Raw genomic sequence first — 26,663 nt, forward strand, 5'->3', positions numbered from 1 at the left:
CTATCGTCTCCAATGTCGCCCATGCATGCCGAAACCGGAAAAGTGCGGAAACAGACGGAAGCCGCCGGATCCGGTGTGGAGCGGAGGGCGCTGCTCGCGGCCGGAGCGGTGCTCGCCGCCGGACTCGGCGCCGGCGTCCAGGCGTTGGCGCACGGCGGCCACGAAGGCGCCGCGCCGCACCCGGCGGCCCCGCCACCCGGACCGGCACCCCTCTTCCACGGCCCCCGCCAGGCCGGCGTGACCACACCGCCGCAACCCGCCACCCAGCTGCTGGCCTTCGACCTCGCACCCGCGACCACCGCCGGCGGCCGGGACGCCCTGCGCGGCCTGCTCGCGGACCTCACCCGGCTGCTGGCCGCCGCGACCGCCGGGAGCTCGCCGGACCTGCGGCTCCAGGGCGCCGAACCGGCCCGGCTCACCAGCCTGGTGGGCGTCGGCCCCGACCTCGCCGCCCGGCTCGGCCTGAACGTCCCGACCGCGCTCGCCGACCTGCCGGCCTTCGCCGGCGACCGCCTCGACCCGGCGCGCGGCGGCGGCGACGTCCTCCTCCAACTCTGCGGCGCCGACCGCTGGACGCTGACCGTCGTCGCCGAACTCGCCACCGCCGCCGCCCGCGCCGCCGGGGCCACGCCCCGCTGGACCCAGTCCGGCTTTCTGCCCGCCACCGCCCCGGGCACCACCGCCCGCAACCTGTTCGGCTTCAAGGACGGCACCGCCAACCCCGACGAGTCGACCGCCCGGCAGTGGGTCTGGGGTCCGGCGGGGGCGCACGAGAACGGCACCGTCCTGGTCTACCGGCGGATCCGGATGGACGTCGCCGCCTTCGCGGCCCTCCCCGCGGACCGGCGCGACCTGGTCATCGGCCGCCGCGCGGGCGACGGCGCCCCGCTCACCGGCAGCGCCGAACACGACGAACCGGACGTCTACGCCAAGAACCCGGACGGCTCCTACGTCATCCCCGCCACCGCCCACGTCCGGCTCAGCAGCCCCCGCCTCGACGGCGGCGCGCGCATGCTCCGCCGCGGCTACAGCTACGACGACGGCCCGGACGACCGCGGCCTGCTCTTCTGCGCCTTCATGCGCGACCCCGCCCAGTTCACCCGCGTCCAGACCCGCCTCGCCACCCGCGACGCCCTCAACCCGTTCGTCCAGCACCAGGCCTCCGCCGTCGCCTACGTCCTCCCCGGCGCCCCCGAGGGCGCCACCCTGGGCGAGCAGCTCTGGGGCTGAGGGGGAGCAGGGGCTTGCCCGCGACGGCCCGGGGGCCGGCGCGGGCTGCTCGCCGCGGGCGGCCCGGCGCCCCCGGCTACCAGGTGACCGGCAGGTGGGCGGGGCTGCGGGTGGTGGTGCCGAGTTGCCAGGTGAGCCGGTCGACGGGGGTGGTGAGGCGCAGGCCCGGGAGGGCGGCGGCGAGGCGGCGGAGGGATTCGCGCATTTCCAGGCGCATCCGCCAGGCGCCGAGGCAGTAGTGGGGGCCGGCGCTGAAGGCGAGGGTCGGGGCGGGCAGCGGGTGGTCGAGGCCGGCGTCGAGGCCCTCGGGGAAGACGGCGGTGTCGCGGTTGGCGCTGCCGAGGCTGACGGCGAGGACGGCGCCGGCGGGGATCCGGACGCCGCCGAGGTCGACCGGTTCGGTGGCGCGCCGGGTGGTGGCCTCGTCGTCGCCGAGCGGGATGAAGTGGAGGAGGCGTTCGGTGACGCGTTCGGTGGTGTCGGGATCGGCGAGTCGGGGCCACTGCTCGGGGCGTTCGCCGAGCAGGTAGACGAGGGCGTTGCCGAGGGCGCCGGTGACGCTCTCGTTGCCGCTGGCGGTGAGCCCGCAGACCAGGTAGACGAGTGATTCCTCGGGGACGCCGCCGTCCTGGTCGGCGGCCTGGACGAGGCGGCTGACCAGGTCCTCGCCGGGGTGGTGGCGGCGGCGGGCGATCAACTCGCCGGTGTAGGCGGCGTATTCGGCGAGCGCCTCGGCCGGGTCCAGGGCGCCGTCCGCCGCGTCGCCACTGTCGTCCGGGGTGCCGCCGTCGTCCGGGGTGCCGTCGGCGAGGATCGCCCTGGTCCAGCGGCGGAGCCGTTGCTCGTCGAGGCGGTCCGGGCCGTCGCCGTCGAGCCCCATCAGGCGGCTGGTGACGGCGAAGGGCACCGGCCGGGTGAAGGCGGTGACCAGGTCGGCGGGGGTGCCGCCGGCCGCGAGGGCGTCGACGGCCTGCTGGACGCTCTCCGCGACCCAGGGCTGCCAGCCGGCGATGGCGCGCGCGGTGAAGGCCCGTTGGACGGTGCTGCGCAGCCGGCGGTGTTCCGGCCCGTCCTGGTTGAACATCGACGCCGGGTTGCTGGAGACGTCGGCGCCGCCGCCGGGGGTGCCGACGGTGGCCAGGTCGCCGCGGGTGAAGCGGGGGTCGGTGAGGGTCTGGCGGACGTCGTGGTAGCGGGTGACCAGCCAGGCGGGGGTGCCGTCGGGGAGGGTGGTGGGGTGGGGCGGCTGGGCGGGGGTGACGGGGAGTCGGTGCAACGGGGGGAGGGCGGGTGCGGCGGTGGACATGGGTCCCTTCGGGGTCGGCGGTCCGGCGCGGGATGAGAATCCAACTGTCTTATTTACGTAGATCGTTGGATTCCGCTGCTGCTTGTCCCGTTGGTCCCGATGGTAGCGATTCCACCTCCCCCGGTCAGGGTTTCACCGGGCCCGGCCCGTCAGCCCGTCAGTGGGCCGGTCCGTCGGTCGGCCAGCCCGAGGTCGCGCAGGTGGGCGGTGAGCGCGGCCGGGTCGACCGCCCCCGCGGTGAGCCCGACGTGGCCGTCGGGGCGGACCAGTACGACGGCGTCGCCGTCGATCCCGTAGGCGCGGCGGGCGTGGCCGCCGGGGTCGAGGACGCCGGCCCGGTGCACGCCCGGGAGGTCGGGCAGGGCGGTCAGGGCGGGGTGCTCGCCGAAGGCCAGCAGGGTGGCGTGCGGGCCGCGGAAGAGGTCGAACAGGCGGGTGGGGGCGCCGTCGGCGGTGGCGCAGGGCGCGTCCGGGGCGCGGTCCCCGGCGCGGATGCCGGTGGCGTCGTCCAGGTCGCGGCCGAGCGGCCCGCCCCGGTAGTGGACGGACAGCCCGGTGAGGTCGGCGCCGGCCGAGTTGGCCAGGCTGAGGAGCTGGTCGGTCAGGGCCCGGGCCCCGCCGTCGCCGCTGAACAGTGCCCGGTGCTGGGCGGAGGAGGCGGCCAGGACGGCGCGGGCGACGGGCAGCCGTTCGGCCTGGTAGCTGTCGAGGAGCGGGTCGGGGGCGCCGCGCAGCGCCGCCGCCAGCTTCCAGCCGAGGTTGTGCGCGTCCTGGATGCCGGTGTTCATGCCCTGGCCGCCGGCCGCGGACTGACAGTGGGCGGAGTCCCCGGCGAGGAACACCCGGCCCTCGCGGTAGCGCTCGACCATGCGTACGGTCGGCCGCCAGACGGTGGACCAGGTCGGCTCGTGCAGCCGGGCGCCGGGCAGGCCGGCCCGTTCGGCGAACAGCTGCCGGAAGGTGTCCAGGGTGGGGGCGGGCAGCCGCCCGTGCCCGTCGGGCGTGACGGAGGCGTGGACGGCCCAGGTGTCGTCCTGGCGCAGCGGGACCAGTACCAGGGCGCCGACGCCGAACCGGGGGTCGTCCCAGACGTGCAGGGCGTCCGGCGCGAACCCGTCCAGGCGCATCGTGGCCATCAGGAAGCGCTCCTCCTCCCAGGTCTCGCCGAGGAACGGGATGCCCGCGAGTTTGCGGACGGTGCTGCGGCCGCCGTCGCAGCCGACCAGGTAGCGGGCGGCGATCCGCTCGGTGGCGGCCCCGGTGTGCTCCCCGTGCTGGACGGTGGCGAGGACGCCGTCCCCGTCCTGGGTGTGGTCGACGAGCCCGGTGTCCAGTTCGACCGTGACGCCGTAGTCGGCGAGCCGGTCGCGCAGCACGGCCTCGGTGTGGTGCTGGGCGAGCATCAGCAGGCCGCCGTAAGGGCGGTCGGGGGTCGGGGCGTTGGCGGGTGCCGGGTCGACCTCGTGGCGGAGCCGGTCGCCCCGGTAGCTGCGGATCTTGAGGTTGAGGTCGCCGCGGGCGAGGATCTCGCCGGCCACGCCGAGGTCGTCGAACACCTCCAGCGTCCGGGGGTTGACGCCCTTGCCGCGGACGCCGCGGTCGCGGAGGGCCGGGTCCCGTTCGATGATCCGGCAGTCGACTCCCGCGCGGGCCAGTCCGACGGCGAGCGTCAGTCCGACCGGGCCGGCGCCGACCACGAGGACGTCGGTCGTACGGGCAGTGCTCATGGCGGGCCCCTCCTCGACATAAGATACGAATCGTTTCTTAATCTCGACTGTAGACTCGGCCCGATAAGAAACGCAACGTATCTACAAGGATGGGTGCGGACCTCGGTGACGACCGGCAGCACAACGGAGGACGGACCGGCGGGCGGCAGGGCCTCCCGCCGGCGCGGCGACGAACTGGAACAGGCGATCCTCGACGCCGTCTGGGCCGAACTCGCCGACCACGGCTACGACCGGCTCACCATGGACGGTGTCGCCGCCCGCGCCCGGACCAGCAAACCGGTGCTCTACCGCCGCTGGCCCAACCGCGCCGCGCTGGTCGTCGCCGCCCTCGGCCGCAACGCCCCCGACTACCGGGAGCCGCCCGACACCGGCGAACTGCGGGCCGACCTCTCGCTCTTCCTGCGCAGGCTGCTGCACCGCTTCGACGACCTGCCGCAGGACGCCGTGCACGGCCTCCTGGTCGACCTGATGCGCGACCCCGAACTGCGCGAGCACTTCCGCGGGCTGGTCTCCCAGGGGCCGGTGGGCGGCCTGACGGCGATGCTGCGCCGCGCCGCCGACCGGGGCGAGATCAACCCCGCGCGGCTCACCCCCCGCACCTGCTCCCTCCCGCTCGACCTCCTGCGCGAGGCCGCCCTGCTCGGCGGCGGCGTCCCGCCCGACCGCGTCGTCGACGAGATCCTCGACGAGGTCGTCCTGCCGCTGCTCAGGGCGCCCTCCGCGGGCTGACCCGCGAGGCCGGGGTCCTATGCTCGGAGCCGGTCGAACATCCGTACGCGAAAGGGGTCCGCGCATGAGCGGCAGCGTGGTGGCGGTCAGCAGCAGCGCCGAGTACTCGTTCACCAAGCCGAACCGTGACGGCATCGTGCTGCTCACCGGGCTCGGGGTGGAGGGGGACGTGCACGCCGGGGTGACGGTCAAGCACCGTTCGAGGGTCGCCCAGGACCCGGACCAGCCCAACCTGCGCCAGGTCCACCTCATCCACGAGGAGCTCCTCACCGAACTCGGCGAGTCGGGCTTCGCGGTGGCGCCGGGCGCGCTCGGCGAGAACATCACCACCCGGGGCCTCGACCTGCTCGGCCTGCCGGTCGGCGCGGTGCTGCGGATCGGCCCCGAGGCGGTGCTGGAGGTCACCGGCCTGCGCAATCCGTGCCGGCAGATCGACGCCTACCGGCAGGGGCTGTTGAAGCAGGTCGTCGGGCGTGACGAGAACGGCGCCGTCGTCCGCCGGGCCGGCATCATGACCGTCGTGCGCGCGGGCGGACCGGTCCTTCCCGGCGACGCGATCTCGGTGGAGCTGCCGCCCGGCCCGCACCGCCCGCTCGACCGGGTCTGACCGGCTGCCCGGCCCGCATCCCGCCAGGCATACCCCCGCCCCGTACACCGAACGCCCCCGACGGCCCTGCCGCCGGGGGCGTTCGGCCGACAGGGCCTAGCCGAGGCGGCCGACCAGGTCGTAGCCGGCCTCGTCCACGGCGGCGGCGACGGCCTCGTCGGCGAGCGGCAGGGTGCTGTCGACGGTGACCTTGCCGGTGGCGAGGTCCACGGCGACGTCGGTGATGCCGTCGATCTTCCGCAGTTCGGCGGTCACCGAGGTGACGCAATGGCCGCAGGTCATGCCCTTCACCTGGAAGACGGCCCGCCCGGCGGTCCCGGTGGCGGGGGCCTCGGTGGCGCCGGTGCCGCAGGAGCCGCAGCAGGAGGCGGTGGTCTCGGCGGCGGTCTCGGTGGCGGGGGACTCGACGGTGGCGGTGGTCTCGGACATGGGGGTGCTCCTGTCATCAGTGCCCGGCGCCGGCCGCGGGTGCGGCCGGCCGCTTCGCCTGGAGAACGTACCATACCCCCCAGGGGTAATTGAGGGCGGCGCCCGCGACGGCCGCGAACGGACTCGACCGATCGTCAACCGATCCTTGTGGCACTCTCGTTGCGCCCTTCCGGCAGGGTGGAAGCGGCCGCCCGCATCCCGGCGGCCGGCGCCGGCAGGCGGCCGATCCCATCACCCGAGGTGACACCCCATGGACCACACCACCCGACCCGGAGCGCGCGGGCCGCGCGGACTGCGCGAGATCCTGGCGGCCGGCGAGCGGACGTACTCCTTCGAGTTCTTCCCGGCCAAGGACGACGCCGGTGAGCGCTCCCTGTGGGCCGCGATCCGGCGGGTGGAGGCGGTCGCGCCGACCTTCGTCTCCGTCACCTACGGCGCCGGCGGCTCCTCGCGCGACCGCACCATCGAGACCACCGAGCGGATCGCCGCCCAGACCACGCTGCGGCCGGTGGCCCACCTGACCGCCGTCGGCCACTCCACCGCCGAATTCCAGGCCGTCCTGCGCCGCTACGCGGACGTCGGGATCCGCGACGTCCTCGCCCTGCGCGGCGACCCGCCCGGCAACCCGAACGGCGTCTGGCAGCCGCACCCCCGGGGCCTGCGGCACGCCGCCGAACTGGTCGAACTGGTCAAGGGCTGCGGCGCGTTCACGGTCGGGGTGGCGGCCTTCCCGGAGCGCCACCCGCGCTCGGCGGACTGGGCGGACGACATCCGGCACTTCGTCGCCAAGTGCCGGGCGGGCGCCGACTACGCCGTCACCCAGATGTTCTTCGACGTCGAGCACTACCTGCGGCTGCGCGACCGGCTCGCCGAGGCCGGCTGCGACACCCCGGTCATCCCGGAGATCATGCCGGCCACCGACGTCCGCCAGATCGCCCGCTTCGCCGAACTCAGCGGCGCCTCCTTCCCGGCGGGCCTGGCCGCACGGCTGGAGGCGGCCCGTGGCGACCGGCCGGCCGCGCACCGCATCGGCGTCGACCACGCCACCCGGATGGCCGAGCGTCTGCTCCGCGAGGGTGCGCCCGGCCTGCACTTCATCACGCTGAACCGCTCCACCGCGGCCCTGGAGATCCACCGCAACCTCGGGCTGGACCGGCCGGCGCGGCCGGCCCCGCTGGCGGCGGCCTGACGGGGGAGTGCCGCCCCCGGCGAGGTGCGAGGGGTGATACCCGGTACGGGTATATGGTGCTCGGCGCTGGCGAACCCGGGGCACCAGGGAAGGCGGACCCACCATGCACGCGATCCTGCACGCGCTGTCCATCGCCGGATCGATGACCTGGGAGATCACCTGGGCGCTGATCCTCGGCTTCCTGCTCTCCGCCGTCGTCCAGGCCGTCGTCCGCAAGTCCACCGTCGTCCGGATGCTCGGCGACGACCGCCCCCGCACCCTCGGCGTCGCCGCGCTCCTCGGCGCGGCCTCCTCCTCCTGCTCGTACGCGGCCGTGGCCCTCGCCCGCTCGCTGTTCCGCAAGGGCGCGGACTTCACCGCCGCGATGGCCTTCGAGATCGCCTCGACCAATCTGGTCGTCGAACTCGGCGTCATCCTGGCCCTGTTGCTCGGCTGGCAGTTCACGGCGGCCGAGTTCGTCGGCGGGCCGGTGATGATCCTCGTCCTCGCCCTGCTCTTCCGGCTGCTGCTGCGTGACCGGCTGCTGCGCGAGGCCCGCGCCCAGGCGGAGCGCGGCCTGGCCGGCTCGATGGAGGGCCACGCGGCGATGGACATGTCCGTCGCCGGGGAGGGCTCCTTCGCCCGGCGGCTGCTGTCCCGGCGGGGCGTCACGGCCGTGTCGCACGTGTTCGTGATGGAGTGGGCGGCCATCCTCAAGGACCTCGTCCTCGGGCTGCTCATCGCCGGTGCCATCGCCGCCTGGGTGCCGGACTCCTTCTGGCAGGCCTTCTTCTTCGCCGACCACCCGCTCGTCGGCCGGCTGTGGGGTCCGCTGGTCGGTCCGGTGGTGGCGATGGCGTCCTTCGTCTGCTCGATCGGCAACGTGCCGCTCGCGGTGGTGCTGTGGAAGGGCGGGATCAGCTTCGGCGGGGTCGTCGCGTTCATCTTCGCGGACCTGCTGATCCTGCCGATCCTCAACATCTACCGGAAGTACTACGGGCGCCGGACGGCCCTGTTCCTGCTCGGCACCTTCTACGCGGCCATGGTGGTGGCCGGCTACACCGTCGAGTTCCTCTTCGGCGCGCTCGGCCTGGTCCCCGACCGGCGCGAGGCCGAGATCCCGATGGCGGGCATCGAGTGGAACTACACCACCTGGCTGAACATCGCCTTCCTGCTCCTCGCCGCCGCCCTGCTCGCCCGCTTCCTGCGCACCGGCGGCCGCGCCATGCTCCGGATGATGGGCGGCGAGCCCGCGGCCGGGGACGGGCACCGGCCCGACCAGCGCTGACGCCCGGCAGCGGGTACCTCCCGGGGGTTTCGGGCCGGGCGGATCGCCGGACCGGAAAATACCAGCCGGGGGTATCGGTCCATGCTTGCCTCGGGTACCCCTGGGGGGTATAAAGGAACCCGACGCCGACCGATACCCCCCTAGGGTATGAAGGCCGGGCCGGAGACGCTCAGCGCGTTCCCGGAACGACGACTGTCACGAGGAGCAACGATGACCACCCAGGCACCCGCCTCCACGGAGGTGGAACTCTCGATCGGCGGCATGACCTGCGCCTCGTGCGCGGCCCGGATCGAGAAGAAGCTGAACCGCATGGACGGCGTCTCGGCGAGCGTCAACTACGCCACCGAGAAGGCGAAGGTCGCCTTCCCCGCGGGCGTCGACGTCGCCGACCTGATCGCCACCGTCGAGGCCACCGGCTACAGCGCCGCGCTGCCGAAGCCGCCGGCCGCCGAAGGCCCGGCCGGGCAGGCCGAGTCGGCCGACGAACTCGCCCCGCTGCGCCAGCGGCTGGTCACGGCGGTGGCGCTCGCGGTACCGGTGATCGCGATGGCGATGGTGCCGGCCCTGCAGTTCGACAACTGGCAGTGGCTGTCGCTGGTGCTGGCCGCTCCGGTGGTCACCTACGCCGCCTGGCCGTTCCACCGCGCCGCCTGGACCAACCTCAAGCACGGCGCCGCGACCATGGACACCCTGGTCTCGCTCGGCACCGGCGCCGCGTTCCTCTGGTCCCTGTGGGCGCTGTTCCTCGGCGACGCCGGAATGCCGGGCATGCGGCACGGCTTCGAGCTGACCATCGCCCGCAGCGACGGCCCGTCGAACATCTACCTGGAGGCGGCGGCCGGCGTCACCGCCTTCATCCTGGCCGGCCGCTACTTCGAGGCCCGCTCCAAGCGCACCGCGGGCGCCGCGCTCCGGGCGCTGCTGGAACTGGGGGCCAAGGACGTCACCGTGCTGCGCGGCGGGGCCGAGGTCCGGATCCCGGTCGGCGGTCTGGCCGTGGGCGACCGGTTCGTGGTGCGACCGGGCGAGAAGATCGCCACCGACGGCGTGGTGGCCGAGGGGGCCTCGGCGGTGGACGCCTCGATGCTCACCGGCGAGTCCGTACCGGTCGAGGTCTCCGTCGGCGACCAGGTCACCGGCGCCACCGTCAACGCCGGCGGCCGACTGGTCGTCGAGGCCACCCGGATCGGCGCGGACACCCAGCTGTCCCGGATGGCCCGGCTGGTCGAGGACGCGCAGAACGGCAAGGCCGCCGCCCAGCGCCTCGCCGACCGGATCTCCGCCGTCTTCGTCCCGATCGTGATCGTCCTGGCGGTGGCCACCCTCGGCTACTGGCTGGGCACCGGCGAGGGCTGGACCGCCGCCTTCACGGCAGCGGTCGCGGTGCTGATCATCGCCTGCCCGTGCGCCCTGGGCCTGGCCACCCCGACCGCGCTGCTGGTCGGCACCGGCCGCGGCGCCCAGCTGGGCGTCCTGATCAAGGGCCCGGAGGTGCTGGAGTCCACCCGCAAGGTCGACACCATCGTCCTGGACAAGACCGGCACCGTCACCACCGGCCGGATGACCCTGCTCGCCGTGCACACCGCCGAGGGCGTCGGCGAGGCCGAGGCGCTGCGCCTGGCCGGCGCCCTGGAGCACGCCTCCGAGCACCCGATCGCCGCCGCGATCGCCACCGCCGCCGCCGAGGCCGGTGAGCTGCCCGCGGTCGAGGGCTTCGAGAACGTACCGGGCCTGGGCGTCCAGGGCGTGGTCGACGGCCACGCGGTGGTCGCCGGCCGGGAGGCGCTGCTGAACGACTGGTCGCAGTACCTGCCGGAGGGCCTGGCCGCGGCCAAGGCCGCGGCCGAGGCGGCCGGGCGGACCGCGATCGCGGTGGGCTGGGACGGCGAGGCCCGGGCCGTCCTGGAGGTCGCGGACGCGGTCAGGCCGACCAGCGCCGAGGCGATCGCCCGGCTGCGCGCGCTGGGCCTGCGTCCGGTGCTGCTGACCGGCGACAACCGGGCGGTCGCCGAGGCCGTCGCCGCCGAGGTCGGCATCGCCCCGGAGCACGTCATCGCCGAGGTCATGCCGCAGGACAAGGTGGAGACCGTCAAGCGGCTCCAGGCCGAGGGCAGGGTCGTGGCGATGGTCGGCGACGGCGTCAACGACGCGGCCGCCCTCGCCCAGGCCGACCTGGGCCTGGCGATGGGCACCGGCACCGACGCCGCGATCGAGGCCGGCGACCTCACCCTGGTCCGCGGCGACCTGCTGGCGGCAGCCGACGCCATCCGGCTCTCCCGCAAGACCCTGGCCACCATCAAGAGCAACCTGTTCTGGGCCTTCGGTTACAACGTCGCCGCCCTGCCGCTGGCCGCGGCCGGGATGCTCAACCCGATGATCGCGGGGGCCGCGATGGCCTTCTCCTCGGTCTTCGTGGTCGGCAACAGCCTGCGGCTGCGCCGCTTCCGCTGAGCCCGTTCGAACGCCGACCGTCCGAACACCGACCGTCCGAACGCCGAACCGCCCACCCTGCTGGACCCGCCCGAGCCGCCGGCGCCCCGGAACCGCACCAGGTTCCGGGGCCCCGGCGCATCCCGGGCCCCGGCCTGTCGCCGGACACTCCGCTCAGCCCCGCGAAGCCCCGCTCAGCCCTGCTCGGGCAGCGCCACCGCCTGCCACCGGTACGCCGCGTCCTCCTGCCAGCACTGCAACTCGCCCTCCACCACCGCGGCCAGGCACAGCCGCCAGTCCTCGCCCATCGCGAGCGCGACCCGGGTGGCCGGGCGCAGCGTCGGCCGCCACCAGCGCGGACGCCGGGAGGCGCCGCCGGCCGGCAGTCGCAGCCGGACGCCGCCCGCGCCGGCCAGCGCCACCGTCGGGCCGCCCCGGTGGCCGGCCATCGCGACGCCGAGGGAGGGCTCGCCGTCGCCGATCTCGGGGGCCGGGCCGGCCGTGCCGAGGGTGTGCAGCTGGACGGAGCCGTCCGGGCGCAGCGTCGCGGCCTGCGGGCCGGCGGAGGTGCGGGCCAGCGCCCCGGCGCGCAGGGCGCCGGGCTGCCCCAGCGGGGCGGGGCCCTGGGCCGAGCCCGGTCGCCAGCTCAGCACCCGCTCCCGGTGCTCGACCAGGACCAGCCAGGATCCGGCCCGCTCCTCCAGGGCGGCGAGCACCCGGTCGGCCGGGCAGCCGGGCAGCTCCTGGCCGGTGAGGGTGAGGCCGGGCGCCCAGCGGTAGGAGCGCAGGGCGCCGCCGGCCGCCGTCCAGACCGTCATCTCCCCGGCGGAGTTGACCGCCCCGGCGAGTCCGCTGACGCCGCGCGCGGCCTCCCACCAGCCGGCCGAGGTGCCGACCCAGAGCGTCCCGCCGCGGTCCTCGGCGCAGACCACCAGTTCGCCCTGGCCGCCGGCCCAGCCGGCCAGCAACTCCCTGACCGGGCCGGGCCCCTGGCCGGCCGGCAGGCGCTGCCCGTGGTGTCCGGGGCCGGCCAGTGCGGTGCCGTCGGCGCCGCCGGTGACCAGCAGCGGCCGGCCGGCCCGGTCGGGCAGGACGGCCAGGCCCGCGGTGCGCGCCACCGGCCGGCGGGAGCGCAGGAGTTCGCGGCCGCGGCCCACCCAGGGGCCGAGCGGGGAGGGGCGGCGGTCCGGTTCGCGGGCGAGCGGTTCGCAGGCCCAGCGCGCCAGGTCCTCGCCGTAGCCGGCGGCCAGGAGTTCGGCGCGGGCCTGTTCGGCGGCGAGCCGGTGGTCGAGCCGGCCGTGGTCGGGCAGCAGCAGGGTGCGGGCGAGGGTGCCGACCGCGAACAGGTCCTTGGCGGTGGTGGGGAAGCCGCCGACCTGCTCGGCCTCCGGCGGGACGTGCCCGGGGGTGAACACCGCGACGGTGAGGGTGTGGTCGAGCGGGGCCAGGAAGGTCAGGTCGATCAGTTTGACCTGGTTCTGGGCGTCCACCAGGACGTTGGCGGGGGAGATGTCGCGGTGCACCCAGCGTTTGCGGTGCAGTTCGTCGACGATCCGGCAGAGCCGGGCCAGCACCTCGGCCACCGCCGCCGGGCCGCCGCGCTGGGTGCGGGCCCAGGTGTGCAGCGGCACGCCCTCGACCCAGGGGGAGATCTGGTAGCCGAGCAGCCCGGCGGAGGGCGCGGCGCCGGGCCGGTGCGGGGAGGGGCCGAGCAGGAAGCTGGGCACCACCAGGTCGGTCACGTCCAGGCGGTGGGCGTTGTGCGAGACGTCGTCCCAGCGGCCGAGCCAGCGCCGCACCTCGGAGGGGTCGCGCTCCAGCATGATCTTCGCGGCGACGAGTTCCTTGAGCCCGCTGTGGCCGGTCCGCACCGCCCGCCACACCTCGGCCTCGCCGCCCCGGTGGTGGAATTCCAGGAGCTCGTACTGCTCGGGGTCGAACTCCGGCCCGAACCGGAGCCCGGGCACCCAACGCGACTCGGACACGCATCCCCCGACTGGACCCTGTTGGCCTGTTCGCCCTGACCCGGCCTCGGGCCGGTTCCCGCGCGGTGGTTCTCGCACCGCTTCCGCTGCGTCGCCCAGGATAGTGCTCAATTCTGTTCGTCTGTCCGGTGGAGGGCCTATTCTGATGGGCGCCCGAGCAACATCGAATCAGCGTCAAGTCATGATCACACACCGCGTGTTGATCATCGAGTGGCGTATTTCCAGACGCAGGGGGACGGTGCATGGTGCAGCTCGCGGTGCTGCTGATCGTGGTGGCACTGGCCGGTGCGGCAGCCGTCGTACTGGCCCGCCGCCGACGGAGCCTGGACGCCCAGGCCGTGGCCAAGGCCCTGGCCGCGGCCGCCGAACGGCTCGCCGCCGGCAAGGCCCCGCAGGCCCGTCGCCGCTACGCGCGCCTCGCCCAACGGCTCGCCGCCGGCCCCGAGGAACTGCGCCCGCAACGCGGCCTCGCCCTGCTCGGCCAGGCCGAGGCCACCGTCCCCACCGGCGACCAGCAGGCCACCCTCGCCCTGCACCGTGAGGCCTTCCCGCTGCTCGCCGACCCGGCCCGGCAACTGCCCCGGTGGAGCCTGCACCGCCTCGCCGAGGAGCGGATATCCGCCCCCGAGGGCGACCTCGGGCCGCTGCTCGCCTTCCTCCAGGCCACCGCCGACGGCGCCGAACCCGGTGAGGAGGCCGCAGCCGCCGCCCGCGCCACGGACTGGCTCCAACGGCTCTGCCACGAGGGCTCCCCCGAGCAGCGCGAGAGCGCCACCACCCGGTCGCTGGCCGCACTGCCCGGCCGGGACTGGCCGGTCCTGGCCCGGGCCGCCCTGCTGCGCGGCACCGACCGCGCCGCCGAGGCCGAGACCCTGCTCGCCGCGGCCGCCCCCGGCGGCAGCGGCGAACTCTGGTTCCGCTGGGGCGCCCAGCTGTTCACCCTGTACCAGGACGAACCCGCCGTCGCCGCCTTCGACGAGGCGCTGCGCCGGGGCCCCGGCGAGCCCTCCCCGTGGGGGCGCGGCCCGGCGCTGCGCACCGAGAGCCTGCTCTTCCGGGGCCTGGCCCGGCAGCGGCTCGGCGCCACCGACGCAGCCTGGTCCGACCTCGCGGCCGCCGCCACCGAGACCCCCGGCGACGCCCGCCCCCGCTACGCCCTCGGCAGGCTCGCCCTGCTGCTCGGCGCCGACGACCAGGCCCGGGACCAGTTCACCGCCGCCCTGACCGTCCAACCCTCTTTCGCCCCGGCCCGGTTCGGCCTCGCCCTGGTGCACGAGCGGGCCGCGCGCCCCGCCGAGGCGGCCGCCGACTACCGCACCGGCCTCGGCCTCGCCCCCGACTGGCGCCCCGCCCGGGTCCGGCTCGGCGCGGCCCTGCTCGCCGCCGGGCAGGCCGCCGAGGCCGCGCCCGTCCTCGGCGCCGAGGCGGACGTCGAACCGGACTCCCGCTGGGCCCGGATCGCCGCCTTCCACCACGGTCTCGCCCTTGCCCGCACCGACGACCCGGCCGGCGCCCTCGCCCGCTGGGAGCCGCTGCACGACGAGGACCTGCGCGAACGGCAGGCCCTGGCCCGCGACCGGCTCGCCCGCACCCGGCTGGCCGACGACCCGGTGGCCGCCCGGGAGCTCTGGCAGCAGGCCGCCGCCGACCACCCGGCCGCCCCCGGCTACCGGGCCGCGCTGCGCGAGGCCGCCCTGCGCGAGGCCGCGCACCTGCTGATCACCGGCCGCGACCGGCCCGAACCCCGCGAGCGGGCCGCCGCCGCCCTCGCCCTCGCCGACACCCTGCCCGGCTCCGTCACCCACCGGCAGGCCCGGCTGCGCGCCGCCCTCGCCCTGGCCGGGGGCTCCACCGAACCGCTGGGCACCCTGCTCGACGCCGCCACCGGGCCGCGCGACCGCTACCACCTGGCCGCCGCCCTGCTGACCGGCCGTCCGGTCCAGACCATCGCCCTGCTCGCCCCGCTCGCCCCCGACCCGGCCGGTGACCCGGCCCTCGCCCGGCTGCGGGCGCTGCTCGCCGAACGGGCCGGCAACTGGGCCGCCGCACTGGACTGGTACCGCCACTTCCTGACCGCCGGCCAGGCCCCCGAACCGCCGCAGCCCGCGACGGCCGACTGCGCCGTCTGCCCAGCCGCCGTCCCCGCCACCGGCACCTGCGCCGGCTGCGGCCGGGAGGTCTGCGCCGCCCACCTGCACCGCCCCGCCGACGGCGCCTCGCCGCGTTGCGTGCGCTGCGTCGGCCCCGCACTGCGCGCCGTCCTGGACTGCGCCCGCCGGGCCGGGGTGCCCGAGCAGGCCGAACCCGTCCTCGCCGCCTGGGCGCAGGCCCTCGGCGACAGCCCCGCCGCCGCGTCCGTACGGCTGGACCTCGCCCTGCTGCGGGCCGAACTCGGCCGACTGGACGAGGCGTTGGCCGACCTGCCGGCGGACGCGGCCGCCGCGCGCGGCGCCGTCCTGATCCGCCGGGCCGGCGCCGCCCTCGACGCCGGGGAGCCCGGACGCGCGGCCGGCGACCTGCGCCAGGCCCTCACCCTCGCCCAGGGCCGGCCGCAGGCCGCCGCCGCGCTCGTCCTGCTCGCCGAGCACGAGGCCCACCAGCACGCCGTCGAGGGCCGCCACCGCGAGGCCTGGGACGGCTACCACGCCCTGCTGCTCAAGGACCCGGCCCACCCCCGGCTGCTGCACGCGCTCGGCCTGGCCGGCTACCGGCTCGCGGTCTCCCTCCAGGCAGGCCCGGAAGCCCCGGAGAGCCCGGACGGCGCCGGGCCGGACGAGCGGATCTGGACCTGGACGCTCGGCTGCCTGGTCGCCGCCCTGCACCAGCCCGACCTGTGGGCGGAGTCCGCCCGGATCACCGGCCGCCCGGCCGAACCGCAGCGGATGTCCACCGCCCGCAGCGCGCTCACCGACCGCCTCCGCGAGGACCTGCGCGCCCTGGACCGGGCCGCCGGCCGCACCGGCGACGAGGTCACCGCCTGGACCCTGCGCCTCGGCATGGAGGCGCGCAGCGCCGAAGCCTTCGCCCAGGAGGACGTCCGGATCGCCCTGCCCGGCCGCCCCGCCCGGCGCCTCGCCCTCGGCCCCGCGCTCGACCGGCTGCTCCGCCAGGAGCCCGAACTCGCGGCCTGGGCAGCCGGGTTCGACGAGGCCGTACGGGCCTGGCGGCAGCCGGAAACTCCCGACGGGCACCCGCTGACCAGGGCCCTCGGCCTGTTCGGCGACCTCGGCCCGCAGCGCTACCTGCTCCTCCAGGGCCGCCAGGCCGCCGCCGTCGGCGCCCTGGACGCGGTGCCCGAGGCCGAACGCGGAACGGGCTGGCGGGACCTGCTCGGCGAGAGCCTGGTCAGCGAGGCCCGCGAGCACCACCGCAACCAGGACTGGCGCGAGGCCCTGGACTGCCTCACCCGCGCCCGGGCCGTGCCCGGCGCCGTCCTGCCCGCCGACGCGCCCGCGATCGCCGCCGAGTCCGGCGTCCGGGCCGCCCGCGCCCTGCTCAAGAGCAGCGACGACGACCAGGCGGGCGCCACCGAACTCCTGGAGAAGGCCCTCGCGCTGGCCCCCGACCACCCCGAGGTGCGCGGCGACCTCGGCGCCACCTACGCCCAGTGGGCCCGCAAGATCAACAACGAGGACAAGGACTACCCCCGCGCCCTGGTCCTGCTGCGCAAGAGCATGGAACTCGCCCCCGGCGACCCGACCGCCGTCCACTTCCTGGAGGCCGCCCTCGGAAACCGGGCCGGCCAGCTCAGCCGCCCCGACGCCCCCGAAGCGGAACTGGAGGAGGCCGCCGACGCGTGGCGGGAGCTGATCGCGCTCAACCCCGACCCGGACCACCGGCTCGGCCTCGCCTTCGTGCTGCGCCACCTCTCCCGCATCGCCGCCTTCGCGGACCACCGCGCCCTCGCCGTCGACCGGATGGCGCAAGCCCTGCGCGCCGACCCGGAATGGGACGGCGACACCGAGGAGGAGGCCCCGCGCCGGGTCGCCGTGATGCTGGCCAACCACATGCTGGACAACCTCCAGGGCAGCCCGTTCACCACCCAGGCCGCCATGCTCCAGAAGGCCCGGTCCTACGACGACTCGGACGAGATCCGCCGCCTGATGGTCAGCGTCTGGCGCGGCGAGGCCATCGGCCACTACGAGGCCCACCGCTACCGCGACGCGATCCGGCTGCTGGAGGAGGCGCTCGCGCTCTCCCGCACCCCGGAGGACGTCGCCAAGCTGCACGTCGAACTCAGCGTCGTCTACAGCTCCTACGCCGTCAGCCGGGCCAACCTGCGCCAGTTCCGGGAGGCCCGCTCGCTGATCGGCAAGGCCGTCGAGTACAACCCGGACGACCGCGACCTGCGCGCCCTGCAACGGAGGATCGGCGCGCTGCGCTGACGGCAACCGCGGCGCCGCCGTCGTCGTCGTAGCCCATGCACCCGTTCCTGATCCGCAGTCGCAGCCAATCCCTGAGCCGCAACCGATCCATGAGTCCCCGTCAGCCGTGAGGAGAGAAGCCGCCCGCCATGCCACTGCACGAACCGTCGCCGTACGAGGTCCTGGGCGTTGCGCTCACGGCCGGCGTGCGCGAGATCAACCTCGCCGTCGGCCCGGCGATGAAGGCCGGCCGCTACAGTCGCCAGCAGATCCAGGACGCCGCCGCCCTGCTGCGCAACCCCGACCGGCGGCTGGAGCTGGACCTCCAGCGGCCCCTGCCGCCGGAGCCGGTCGACCAGGCCGCCGAACTGTTGGCGCCCGCCCTCGCCGAACCGCTGCTGGTCGTCGAACGCCCGCCGCTGCCGCCCGCCGCCGCCCTCCTGGTGCTGCACCGGGCCGAGGCGGCGGCCGACTTCGCCGAACCCGCCCCCGGCGGCGCCGACCCCGAACCGCCCGTCCCCGCCCGCTACGCGGCCGACCTGTCCGTGCTGCCGCAGATCGAGGTACCCGAATGACCGACACGCCGACCGCTCCCGCGCCCGCCGGCCACCGGACGCTGGACGTCCCGCAGCGCGCCCTGGAGGTCGACCTCGACCAGGCGTTCAGCCAACTGCTGTACCGGGCCTCCCTCCTGCAGCGCCTGCGGGCCGAGGAGGCGCAGACCGCCCGGGCCACCCAGCGGGACCTGCTGGGCATCCTGGTCGAGGTGGACGACGCCCTCGCCGCGCTCGGCCTGGACCGGGAGCTGGTGCTGCTCGGGCGCGGCACCGGGATCGAGGCCACCCGCCGGCGGCTGCTCGGCCGCCTCGCCAAGGCCGGGGTGCGCCCGATGCGGCTGGAGGGGCTGGCGGCGGACCCGGCGCTGACCGAGATCGTCGGCACCGAGCCGCGTCCCGGAGTGGCGCCGGAGACGGTCGTCCGGACGGTGGTCACCGGGTTCTTCTGGGAGGAGGAGGTGCTGCGCCGCGCCCAGGTCGTCGTCGCCGCGGTGCCCGAGCCCGCCCCGGTGGGGGAGCCGGTCCTCGCGGAGGACGTCGAGCGGGCCCTGGAGCCCGCACCGGAGCAGGCCGAGGCCGAGGAGGCCGGGCCCACCGAGGATCCCGCACCGGCGGATCCCGAACCTGCGGACCCCGGGCCCACGGAAGCCGAGGGTGCGGACACCGAGCTGGAGGACGGCGGCACCGAACCCGCCGTCGCGCCGGTGAACCCCGCCGCCCGGGCCACGGCGGCCCCGCCCCGGGCCCGCCGGAAGGGAACGGCCGCGGGCGGCCGGCGCAAGCGGAAGAAGTAGCCAGGACCACGAGGGGCAAGAGGGGAACGACATGTACCGCACACTCGGCATCGACCTGGGCACCACCAACTCGGTGGTGGCCCACCTGCGCCGGGGCGAGCCGGAGATCATCTTCAACCGGCAGAACCAGGAGGCCACGCCCTCCGTGGTCGGCAGCGGCCGCAAGGGCGAACTGCTGGTCGGCTCCACGGCGCGCAGCCGGGTCGCCATCGACGGCGCCAACGTGATCCGCTCGGTCAAGCGCTTCATGGGCCGCAAGTTCAAGGACCCGCAGGTCCAGGCCGCCCTCAAGGAGGTCGACTACAAGGTCACGGCAGGCACCGACGGCGACGTCAACGTCTGGTTCAACGGCCGCTCCTACACCCCGATCGAGATCTCCGCGATCATCCTGCACCGCCTCAAGGAGGACGCCGAGCAGCGCTTCGGCGAGCCCTTCCACCGGGCCGTCATCACCGTCCCCGCGTACTTCGGCGAACGGCAGGTCGCCGCCACCCAGGAGGCGGGCCGGATGGCCGGCCTGCACGTGCTGCGGATCATCAACGAGCCGACCGCCGCCGCGCTCGCCTACGGGATCACCTCCGAGGCCGGCGACGAGGGCCGGACCGTCCTGGTCTACGACCTCGGCGGCGGCACCTTCGACATCTCCATCCTGCTGCTGGTCCCCGGCTCGGTCTCGGTGCTCGGCATCGAGGGCGACAACCTGCTCGGCGGCGACGACTTCGACCGGGCCATCACCACCGCACTGCTGGAGGACATCCGCGAGGAGTACGGCGCGGACTACCAGCCGGACCTGCGGGACCGCCCCAAGATCGCCTCCACGGCCGAGACCATCAAGATCGAGCTCTCCCACCAGGAGGCCTCCGAGGTGATCCTGCCCGGCCTCGGCGCCGGCCAGCTGGTGCTGGAGACGGAGTTCGAGCGGGCCCGCTTCGAGGAGCTGATCGAGGCCCAGATCGAACGCACCATCGAGCTGACCCACAAGGCCATCATGCAGGCCAACCTCACCGTCGGGGACATCGACGAGGTGGTGCTGGTCGGCGGCTCCACCGCGATCCCGCTGGTGGCCCGGCGGCTCGGCGAGGTCTTCGGGCCGCGCCGGATCCGGCGCGGCGTCAACCCGATGCAGTGCGTGGCGCTCGGCGCGGCCGTGCAGTCCGCGCTGGTCGGCGAGGTGGAGTGCCCCGAGTGCCGGGCCCCCGGCGACCTCTCCGCCTCCAACTGCGCCAACTGCGCCACCACGCTGCTCGGCGGGCCCCGGGTCTCCTGCACCGGCTGCCACCTCCCGGTCGACGCCGAGGCCGGAGCCTGCCCCAAGTGCGGCCAGGAGCTGGGAGGTTCGGCCGCCGGCGCGGCCATCCCGGCGCAGTCCCAGGCGGCCACCGCCGTGCGCAGCGACAACTGCCCGCGCTGCGGCACACCCGCCGCCCCCGGCGTCACCGCCTGCGAACTGTGCGGCGAGGCACTCAACTCCGCCGCACCCGGGCAGACCAGGGTCGCCTCGACCGCCGCCGAGGACGTCGGCCTGCGCTGCGCGGCCTGCGGCGTGGTCAACCCGCCCGGCAGCGAGGCCTGCCAGGGCTGCGGCGAGCTGATGCAGGTCACCAACCCGTTCGACATCACCCCGAAGAACCTCGGCATCGAGCTCAACGACGGCCGACTGGCCGTCATCATCCCCAAGAACACCAGCTACCCGACCAGTTCGCCGGTCAGCCGCGAGTTCGTGGTCTCCGGCAGCGGCCGCCAGCGGCTGGAGATCGCGGTCTACGAGGGCGAGCACGAGATCGCCCAGCAGAACGAGCTGATCGGCCACCTGACCCTGCGGCTGCCCGCCGGGCTCGGCGGCCGCACCCCGGTGGAGGTGTCCTTCGGTCTCGACCGGGACCGCACCATCACCCTGTCGGTGCGGATCCAGGGCGGCGGCGAGAAGACCGTCAAGCTGGAGCGCGTCACCCTCGACCCCGAGCTCAAGGTCCAGGTCGAGGAGCAGCAGCGGCAGATCGAGACCTTCACCGACCGCTGGGGCGGCGAGCTCACCGAGGCCGAGATGCGCGAGGCGCAGCGCCTCATGGACAGCCTGGACGACCTGGCCGCCGGCCAGACCCGCGGCCAGTCGGTGGACGAGGCGCTGGAGCGGGCCCAGCGCCAGCTGAAGGCCCAGCGCTGGGTGCGCGGCTCGGAGGCGTACCTCAGCCTGTTCATCCACTACTGCGAGAAGCACCTCGACCCGAGCGACCTCGACCGGCTGCGGTCGGTGGCCGCCGACCTGCGGCTGCGCCGCGAGGCGGCCGACTGGGAGGGCGCCATGCGCGCCGCCCAGCGGGCCGACGAGCTGTGCGACTCGCTCGGGCACACCTTCCGGATGCTCACCATGTGCAACGTCTACGTCAACCAGAACATGGTCTCGCCGGCGCTGGCCCAGCGGATCATGGCCGAGTTGCGCGGGCTGGACGAGGCGGTGGAGTCGGCCAACATGGAGGCCGCCAACCAGCACAGCTCGGCGCTGCTGGCGCTGTACGCGCAGGCGCAGCGGGAGCTGGGCAGCGAGCCGCTCGCGGAGTCGCTCGGCCCGGTCCGCCCGGAGGAGGCCGGTCCGCGATGAACTCCGACGTGACTCCGTCCGAGGTACCTCCGTCCGAGGTGTACCGGTCCGAGCTGTCCCCGGCCGACGTGCACCCGATCGGCGGGCGGGCTGCCGACGTTCCGCCGATCGAGGTGCTCTGCCCGCAGTGCGCCGTCCCGGCGGACCCGCAGGGCCTGCGCTGTCCGTCCTGCCGGGAGGATCTCGGCGTGCTGTTCCGGCTGCGTTACGCCGCTCGGATCGACTACAACCGGGCGCTGGCGGTGCTGGCGGCCGGCGACGGGGCGTTCGCGCTCGGACTGCTGCACCGCGCGGTGGCGGCCGAACCGGGGCTCGAACCGGCCCGGGACCTGCTGGAATGGGTGAGCGCGTCCGGGTCCGCGGGGCCGGAGTCGGGGGAGCGGGAGGACGACACGCCCTCTGAGTGACCAATTCGGCCGTTCCCGGCCTGCCATCGAGTTCGATCGGTGCGAGTGTGTTCGTCACATGGATGTTCGCTGCCCTCACAAGGAGTGACGCAATGCGTATTCGTACCACCCTCGCCGCCACCGCACTCGCCGCCGTGGCCGTCCTGGCCGGTGCCGGCACCGCCGCCGCGGGCGACGCCACCGCGAACGGTGTCGCGTTCGGTTCCCCCGGTGTGCTCTCCGGCAACCAGATCCAGATCCCGATCAACCTCGAGGCCAACGTCTGCGGCAACTCGATCGGCATCATCAGCATCCTCAACCCGGCCTTCGGCAACACCTGCGTCAACGCCTGACCCGACTGCTGGGGCCGTCCGTCGCACCCGACGGGCGGCCCCAGCATCGTGTCCGCACCCCCGTTCGGGGGTGGCGGCGCGGGGCACGCGGTGGAGACCATGGGGTCCGACCCGCACGCGCCCACCCAGGAGCCAGAACGTGCCGACCACGCCGACCCCGCGCAGCTACGCCTCCGGCACCTCGGACGTGCCGCTGCTCGGCGACACCATCGGGGAGAACCTCGACCGCGCGGTGCGCGCCTTCCCCGAACGGGACGCCCTGATCGACCGGGCCACCGCCCGCCGCTGGACGTACGCCGAACTCGCCGCCGACGTCGACGCGTTGGCCCTGGGCCTGCTCGACCTCGGCATCGCCAAGGGCGACCGGGTCGGCATCTGGGCGCCCAACTGCGCCGAGTGGACGCTCACCCAGTACGCCACCGCCAAGCTCGGCGCGATCCTGGTCACCATCAACCCGGCCTACCGCTCGCACGAGTTGGCGTACGTGCTGAACCAGGCCGGGATCCGCCTGCTGGTCGCGGCCGAGCGCTTCAAGGCCTCCGACTACGCCGGAATGATCGAGGAAGTGCGGCCCCGGTGCCCCGAGTTGGAGAGCAGGGTGCTGATCGGCGGCCCCGACTGGGACGCCCTGCTCGCCGCCGGGCGCCGCGCCGACCCCGGCCTTCTCGCGCGGCGGCAGCGGGAGTTGGCGCCGGACGACCCGATCAACATCCAGTACACCTCCGGGACCACCGGCTCCCCCAAGGGCGCGACCCTGTCGCACCACAACATCCTCAACAACGGCTACTTCGTCGGCGAACTGCTCAACTACACCGAGCAGGACCGGATCTGCGTCCCGGTGCCGTTCTACCACTGCTTCGGCATGGTGATGGCGAACCTCGCGGCCATCTCCCACGGCGCCTGCACGGTGATCCCCGCACCCTCCTTCGACCCGGGCGCCACCCTGGCCGCCGTCGCCGCCGAGCGCTGCACCTCGCTGTACGGGGTGCCCACCATGTTCATCGCCGAACTCGCCGACCCGGACTTCGCGCGCCACGACCTCGCCAGCCTGCGCACCGGCATCATGGCGGGCTCCCCCTGCCCGGCCGAGGTGATGAAGGACGTCATCGGCCGGATGGGCATGGCCGAGGTCGCCATCTGCTACGGCATGACCGAGACCTCGCCCGTCTCCACCCAGACCCGCGCCGACGACACGGTCGACCGCCGGGTCTCCACCGTCGGCCGGGTCGGCCCGCACCTGGAGGTCAAGGTCGTCGACCCGGCCACCGGCCGGACCGTCCCGCGCGGCGAGCCCGGTGAACTCTGCACCCGCGGCTACTCCGTCATGCTCGGCTACTGGGGCGAGCCCGAGCGCACCGCCGAGGCCGTCGACGCCGCCCGCTGGATGCACACCGGCGACCTCGCCGTCATGGACCAGGACGGCTACCTCGCCATCACCGGCCGGATCAAGGACATGGTGATCCGCGGCGGCGAGAACCTGTACCCGCGCGAGATCGAGGAGTTCCTGTACACCCACCCCGACGTCCTCGACGTCCAGGTCGTCGGCGTGCCCGACGCCAGGTACGGCGAGGAGCTGATGGCGTGGATCCGCATGCGCGCGGGCGCCGAGCCGCTCACCGCCGACACCGTCCGCACCTACTGCGCCGGCCGGCTCGCCCACGTCAAGATCCCGCGGTACGTGCACGTGGTCGAGGAGTTCCCGATGACCGTCACCGGGAAGGTCCGCAAGGTCGAGATGCGCGCGGAGGCCGTGCGCCTGCTCGGCCTCTGACCCGACCCGCAACCGGTCGACGGGCCGCCGCCCCACCGCCGCCCGGTCCGAGCCCGCCCGTACACGCCGAACGGCCCCGGGCCGCGGTTCTTCCGCCGGCCCGGGGCCGTTCGTCCTGCGGCTGCTTCTCCTGCGGTTACCGGGCGCCCCAGGCCTGGTCGGTGGGGACGACCTCGCGGCCGAGCGGCATGAGGGAGATCGGGATCATCTTGAGGTTCGCCCAGCCGAACGGGATGCCGATGATCGACAGGAACAGCGGGATGCTGGTCACCAGGTGCGCGATCGCCAGCCACCAGCCCGCGAAGATCAGCCAGATGACGTTCCCGACGCAGGACGCCGCCCCGGCACCCGGCTTCTCCACGGTCGTCCGCCCGAACGGCCAGAGGATGAACCCGGCGATCCGGAAGGACGCGACGCCGAACGGGATGGTCACGATCAGCACGCAGCAGATGATTCCGGCGACGGTATAGGCAATAGCCATCCAGATACCGCAGAAGATCAGCCAAATGACATTGAGGACGAACTCGATCACCTTCATGGCCGACACCTTCTCACGGCTGCTGCTCGGGGTTCCACGATCCAGCCATGCCCGCCCCCGGGCGCGTCTACGCCCTTAGGGGACGTTCCTCGGGGTTTGTTCCGGGGTCGGCGCGGGCGGACGTGCCGGGGCCGCACCCTCCGGAGGGTGCGGCCCCGGTGTGGCGGCTCGGATCAGGCCGGCGGGGTGCCGTCGGGCCAGACGCAGGGGGAGCTGACGGTCAGCTTGAGAAGGCGGCTCGAGTCCGTGGCGCCGTCCAGGACGGCGAGGAAGTTGTCCTTGGGGTTCTTCAGCTTCACCCAGCCGGGATGGAAGCCGGGCGGGTCCTCGACCGGCTGAAAGCCTTGTCCCGTCAGGTAGACGCGGAAGGCGTCCGCGACCTCCGTCCTGCCGGACAGGGGGAGATCCTCGAAGTCGTATCCCCGATGGGTCTGCTTCCTGCCGTGCGGGCCGATGTCGTTGGCGTCGCATTCCATGTCGAAGAAATCGCCCGAGCTCGCCGTCGGCTTGACCGGCAGCTTGGCCAGGGTGTCGGCGAGATAGGTGTCGATCTGCTTCTTGGCCTGGTCGAGTGTGATCGTGGACTTCGACCGCTCGTTCAAGGTCTGCACGCCGCAGGCGTTCAGGGCCAGTACGGCGACCGCCAGTACGGCGGTGGCGGTGACCCGTTTGATCAGCGGGGTGTGCTCGGTGGTGCTCATGAGGCCCGCTTTCCGGCGATGATCTCCCCCATGGAGGTCAGGGTGGGCGAATTCTCGTTCCAGTAGTCCGAGTGCCCCGCCTTGGGGTCGGTGGGCAGGATCTGCGCGCCGAACTGGGGGACGGTGGTCTGTCGGCCGTGGATCAGGTGGTGGTCACCGTCGCCCAGGCCCCACGAGCCGGCGACGTTGTCGACGATGTTGTCCGTCATCCCGCCGGGGTCGGTGGCGGCGGCCCAGCCGATCGCGTCGGCCGGGCTCTGCGCCACGTACACGCGGGACGGGTCGATGTTCAGGTCCTTGGCGTTTTCGACGCCGCAGCCGGGGCTGGCGATGAGGACGACGTTGTCGACGGGAAGGCCCTTGTCGCGCATGGCGTAGCCCACGGTCGTGGTGCCGTAGCTGTGGGCGAGGATGGTGTTGTTCGACAGCTTCCCCTCGTGCGTGGCGTGGAGTCCCGTCTCGAAGGTGTGCAGCTTGTCCTCCGCGTTCTTCGCGTACTTGTCGTCCGCGGCCTCGGGGATGATCGTCTGCGGCGCGTCGTAGCCGACCCAGGTGATCGACGAGGTGGTCTTCGAGTTCTTGTCGGCGGTGTTGGCCGACTGGACCATCAGATCGGAGCGGTTGATGTCACTGCCGATGCTGCCGAGCCGGGCGCCGGTGCCGGGTACGTACGTGGAGACGTTGTCGGCGGTGTCGGGGTTGTTGGCCGCGATGATCGCGTGGCCCTTGCCGTTGGTGTCGAAGCCCAGCAGGAAGGTGGGCGGGTGTTCGGCGTTGACCGGGGTGTTCAGCCGGTTCTCGATGGCCGTCACGCCCTTCAGCTTGTCTTCGAGGTCGTCGCGCTTCTGCTTCCACTCCGTGTAGTCGGGGTTCTGGACGGGCCCGCCGTTGGTCTCGGCGACGGACAGGTAGTGCTTCGGCTCCGGGCCGAGGCTGTCGAGCTGGTGTTGGAGGTCCTGTTTGCCGCGCTGGAGGTTGATCCGGTTGGCCTGGTCCCGGGCGAGCGCGGGGACGCCGTCGAGGGCGCCGACCTGATCGGGGTGGTTGAGGATCATCCGGTGCTGCTGCTCGTCGGTCAGGCCGTTCCACCAGCCCTTGACGCTGTTCGGGTCGGTGCCGGCGGCGGGGACCTGTTCGAGCGCGTTCGCGGCGGCCAGGTCGGTCTTCGCCGTGGCGGCGTCGAGCCCGGTGCCGTCGCTCGCGTTGTCGGCCAGGTGGGCGAGCCGGGCGCTGATCGTCTGGTCCGCGTGGGCGGCTTCGGTGAGCGCGGCCGTGATCCGGCTGCTGATCTGCTGGGCCTGCGACTCGGCGTCGGTGCCGGCGAAGGCGGCGGATCCGGGGTCGTTGTCCCAGGTGATCCCGCCGTCGGCGGCGACGGTCAGCTTGTGGGTCTTGGCGTCGTCGAGGGCGTTGATCAGGTGCGCCTGGGCGGCGGCGAAGCCCTCGGCCGCGTCGTGCAAGGCCCTGCTGACGAGGCCGATCTCCTGTTGGGCGGCCTGGAGTTCGTTCTCCAGGAGCTGGATCCGGGCCTGGGCGTGACCGGCGGCGTTCCCGGTCCACTGCGAGTGGTTCAGCCGGTCGACGACCTCGTGCTGCCAGTTCTCCACGTGCTGGCCGAAGGCGGTGGCCAGGGTGTCGAAGGCGGTCTTCGCGGTGGTGAGGTTGATGAGGTCGGCGTCGTGGAGGGTCTTGATGTCCATC

20 protein-coding genes are annotated in these 26,663 nt (G+C 74.4%); 13 read left to right on the plus strand and 7 right to left on the minus strand.

Annotation, left to right across the window (positions count from 1 at the left end; genetic code table 11):
• Positions 1 to 21: 21 nt before the first annotated feature.
• A complete protein-coding gene (locus ACIP37_RS04155; protein WP_363627521.1) occupies positions 22 to 1,230 on the plus strand; it encodes a Dyp-type peroxidase in 1,209 nt (402 codons plus the stop codon).
• Positions 1,231 to 1,306: 76 nt separating this feature from the next.
• On the opposite strand, the gene ACIP37_RS04160 is transcribed toward ACIP37_RS04155, so the two are convergent.
• Positions 1,307 to 2,536 (minus strand): cytochrome P450, encoded by a 1,230-nt coding sequence (locus ACIP37_RS04160; protein WP_400803455.1) that lies wholly within the window; start codon positions 2,534 to 2,536, stop codon positions 1,307 to 1,309.
• 149 nt (positions 2,537 to 2,685) lie between these two features.
• Positions 2,686 to 4,263: an FAD-dependent monooxygenase gene (locus tag ACIP37_RS04165; RefSeq protein WP_400803452.1), complete on the minus strand. Its 1,578-nt coding sequence runs from the start codon at positions 4,261 to 4,263 to the stop codon at positions 2,686 to 2,688.
• Between the two features lie 105 nt (positions 4,264 to 4,368).
• On the opposite strand from ACIP37_RS04165, the gene ACIP37_RS04170 reads away from it, so the two are divergent.
• Together ACIP37_RS04170 and ACIP37_RS04175 are read left to right on the plus strand one after the other, a co-directional pair.
• On the plus strand, positions 4,369 to 4,992 hold the full coding sequence (locus ACIP37_RS04170; RefSeq protein ID WP_371516127.1) for a TetR/AcrR family transcriptional regulator: 624 nt from the start codon (positions 4,369 to 4,371) through the stop codon (positions 4,990 to 4,992).
• Positions 4,993 to 5,056: 64 nt separating this feature from the next.
• Entirely contained in the window at positions 5,057 to 5,599 is a 543-nt protein-coding gene (locus ACIP37_RS04175; protein WP_363618399.1) for an MOSC domain-containing protein, read from the plus strand.
• Positions 5,600 to 5,695: 96 nt separating this feature from the next.
• Here ACIP37_RS04175 and ACIP37_RS04180 read toward each other — a convergent pair whose 3' ends face one another.
• Positions 5,696 to 6,028, minus strand: coding sequence for a heavy-metal-associated domain-containing protein (locus tag ACIP37_RS04180; protein WP_400803447.1), 333 nt, complete (start codon positions 6,026 to 6,028; stop codon positions 5,696 to 5,698).
• A 250-nt stretch (positions 6,029 to 6,278) separates the two neighbouring features.
• Here ACIP37_RS04180 and metF point away from each other — a divergent pair, with 250 nt between their 5' ends.
• From metF to ACIP37_RS04195, 3 genes are all read left to right on the plus strand, one after another.
• Positions 6,279 to 7,217: a methylenetetrahydrofolate reductase [NAD(P)H] gene (gene metF / locus ACIP37_RS04185; RefSeq protein ID WP_400843249.1), complete on the plus strand. Its 939-nt coding sequence runs from the start codon at positions 6,279 to 6,281 to the stop codon at positions 7,215 to 7,217.
• A gap of 103 nt (positions 7,218 to 7,320) precedes the next feature.
• Positions 7,321 to 8,484 (plus strand): permease, encoded by a 1,164-nt coding sequence (locus tag ACIP37_RS04190; protein WP_400803441.1) that lies wholly within the window; start codon positions 7,321 to 7,323, stop codon positions 8,482 to 8,484.
• Between the two features lie 210 nt (positions 8,485 to 8,694).
• Positions 8,695 to 10,935 carry a heavy metal translocating P-type ATPase gene (locus ACIP37_RS04195; RefSeq protein WP_400803438.1) on the plus strand — a complete coding sequence of 747 codons (2,241 nt, stop codon included), beginning with the start codon at positions 8,695 to 8,697 and terminating at the stop codon, positions 10,933 to 10,935.
• 173 nt (positions 10,936 to 11,108) lie between these two features.
• Here ACIP37_RS04195 and ACIP37_RS04200 read toward each other — a convergent pair whose 3' ends face one another.
• The gene (locus tag ACIP37_RS04200; protein WP_363585952.1) at positions 11,109 to 12,899 is read right to left on the minus strand and encodes a protein kinase domain-containing protein; all 1,791 of its coding nucleotides are present in this window, start codon (positions 12,897 to 12,899) and stop codon (positions 11,109 to 11,111) included.
• 242 nt (positions 12,900 to 13,141) lie between these two features.
• Between ACIP37_RS04200 and ACIP37_RS04205 the strand changes: the two genes are divergently transcribed.
• The 7 genes from ACIP37_RS04205 to ACIP37_RS04235 all read left to right on the plus strand — a co-directional run bounded on the left by ACIP37_RS04205 (position 13,142) and on the right by ACIP37_RS04235 (position 23,723).
• Positions 13,142 to 17,284 (plus strand): hypothetical protein, encoded by a 4,143-nt coding sequence (locus ACIP37_RS04205; protein ID WP_400843253.1) that lies wholly within the window; start codon positions 13,142 to 13,144, stop codon positions 17,282 to 17,284.
• 128 nt (positions 17,285 to 17,412) lie between these two features.
• Entirely contained in the window at positions 17,413 to 17,838 is a 426-nt protein-coding gene (locus ACIP37_RS04210) for a hypothetical protein (protein WP_350883251.1), read from the plus strand.
• Positions 17,835 to 18,614 (plus strand): nucleotide exchange factor GrpE, encoded by a 780-nt coding sequence (locus ACIP37_RS04215; RefSeq protein ID WP_400843256.1) that lies wholly within the window; start codon positions 17,835 to 17,837, stop codon positions 18,612 to 18,614. The genes ACIP37_RS04210 and ACIP37_RS04215 overlap by 4 nt, the downstream gene beginning before the upstream one ends.
• A 31-nt stretch (positions 18,615 to 18,645) precedes the next feature.
• Entirely contained in the window at positions 18,646 to 21,213 is a 2,568-nt protein-coding gene (locus ACIP37_RS04220; protein WP_400843258.1) for an Hsp70 family protein, read from the plus strand.
• A complete protein-coding gene (locus ACIP37_RS04225) occupies positions 21,210 to 21,620 on the plus strand; it encodes a hypothetical protein (RefSeq protein WP_400843261.1) in 411 nt (136 codons plus the stop codon). Before ACIP37_RS04220 ends, ACIP37_RS04225 begins: the two co-directional genes overlap by 4 nt.
• Positions 21,621 to 21,712: 92 nt before the next feature.
• Positions 21,713 to 21,952, plus strand: coding sequence for a chaplin (locus ACIP37_RS04230; protein WP_363585957.1), 240 nt, complete (start codon positions 21,713 to 21,715; stop codon positions 21,950 to 21,952).
• A 139-nt stretch (positions 21,953 to 22,091) separates the two neighbouring features.
• On the plus strand, positions 22,092 to 23,723 hold the full coding sequence (locus ACIP37_RS04235) for an AMP-binding protein (protein ID WP_400843264.1): 1,632 nt from the start codon (positions 22,092 to 22,094) through the stop codon (positions 23,721 to 23,723).
• Between the two features lie 136 nt (positions 23,724 to 23,859).
• Here the strand turns inward: ACIP37_RS04235 and ACIP37_RS04240 are convergent, their stop codons facing one another.
• The 3 genes from ACIP37_RS04240 to ACIP37_RS04250 all read right to left on the minus strand — a co-directional run bounded on the left by ACIP37_RS04240 (position 23,860) and on the right by ACIP37_RS04250 (position 26,662).
• Complete coding sequence (locus ACIP37_RS04240; RefSeq protein ID WP_063346584.1) at positions 23,860 to 24,261, minus strand: YccF domain-containing protein; 402 nt, start codon at positions 24,259 to 24,261, stop codon at positions 23,860 to 23,862.
• A 173-nt stretch (positions 24,262 to 24,434) separates the two neighbouring features.
• Positions 24,435 to 24,962, minus strand: coding sequence for a hypothetical protein (locus ACIP37_RS04245; RefSeq protein WP_363585959.1), 528 nt, complete (start codon positions 24,960 to 24,962; stop codon positions 24,435 to 24,437).
• A complete protein-coding gene (locus ACIP37_RS04250; RefSeq protein ID WP_400803421.1) occupies positions 24,959 to 26,662 on the minus strand; it encodes an alpha/beta hydrolase in 1,704 nt (567 codons plus the stop codon). The genes ACIP37_RS04245 and ACIP37_RS04250 overlap by 4 nt, the downstream gene beginning before the upstream one ends.
• Position 26,663: the final 1 nt, after the last annotated feature.

This window comes from Kitasatospora sp. NPDC088861, assembly GCF_044750105.1.
In the GTDB taxonomy this organism is placed as follows: domain Bacteria; phylum Actinomycetota; class Actinomycetes; order Streptomycetales; family Streptomycetaceae; genus Kitasatospora.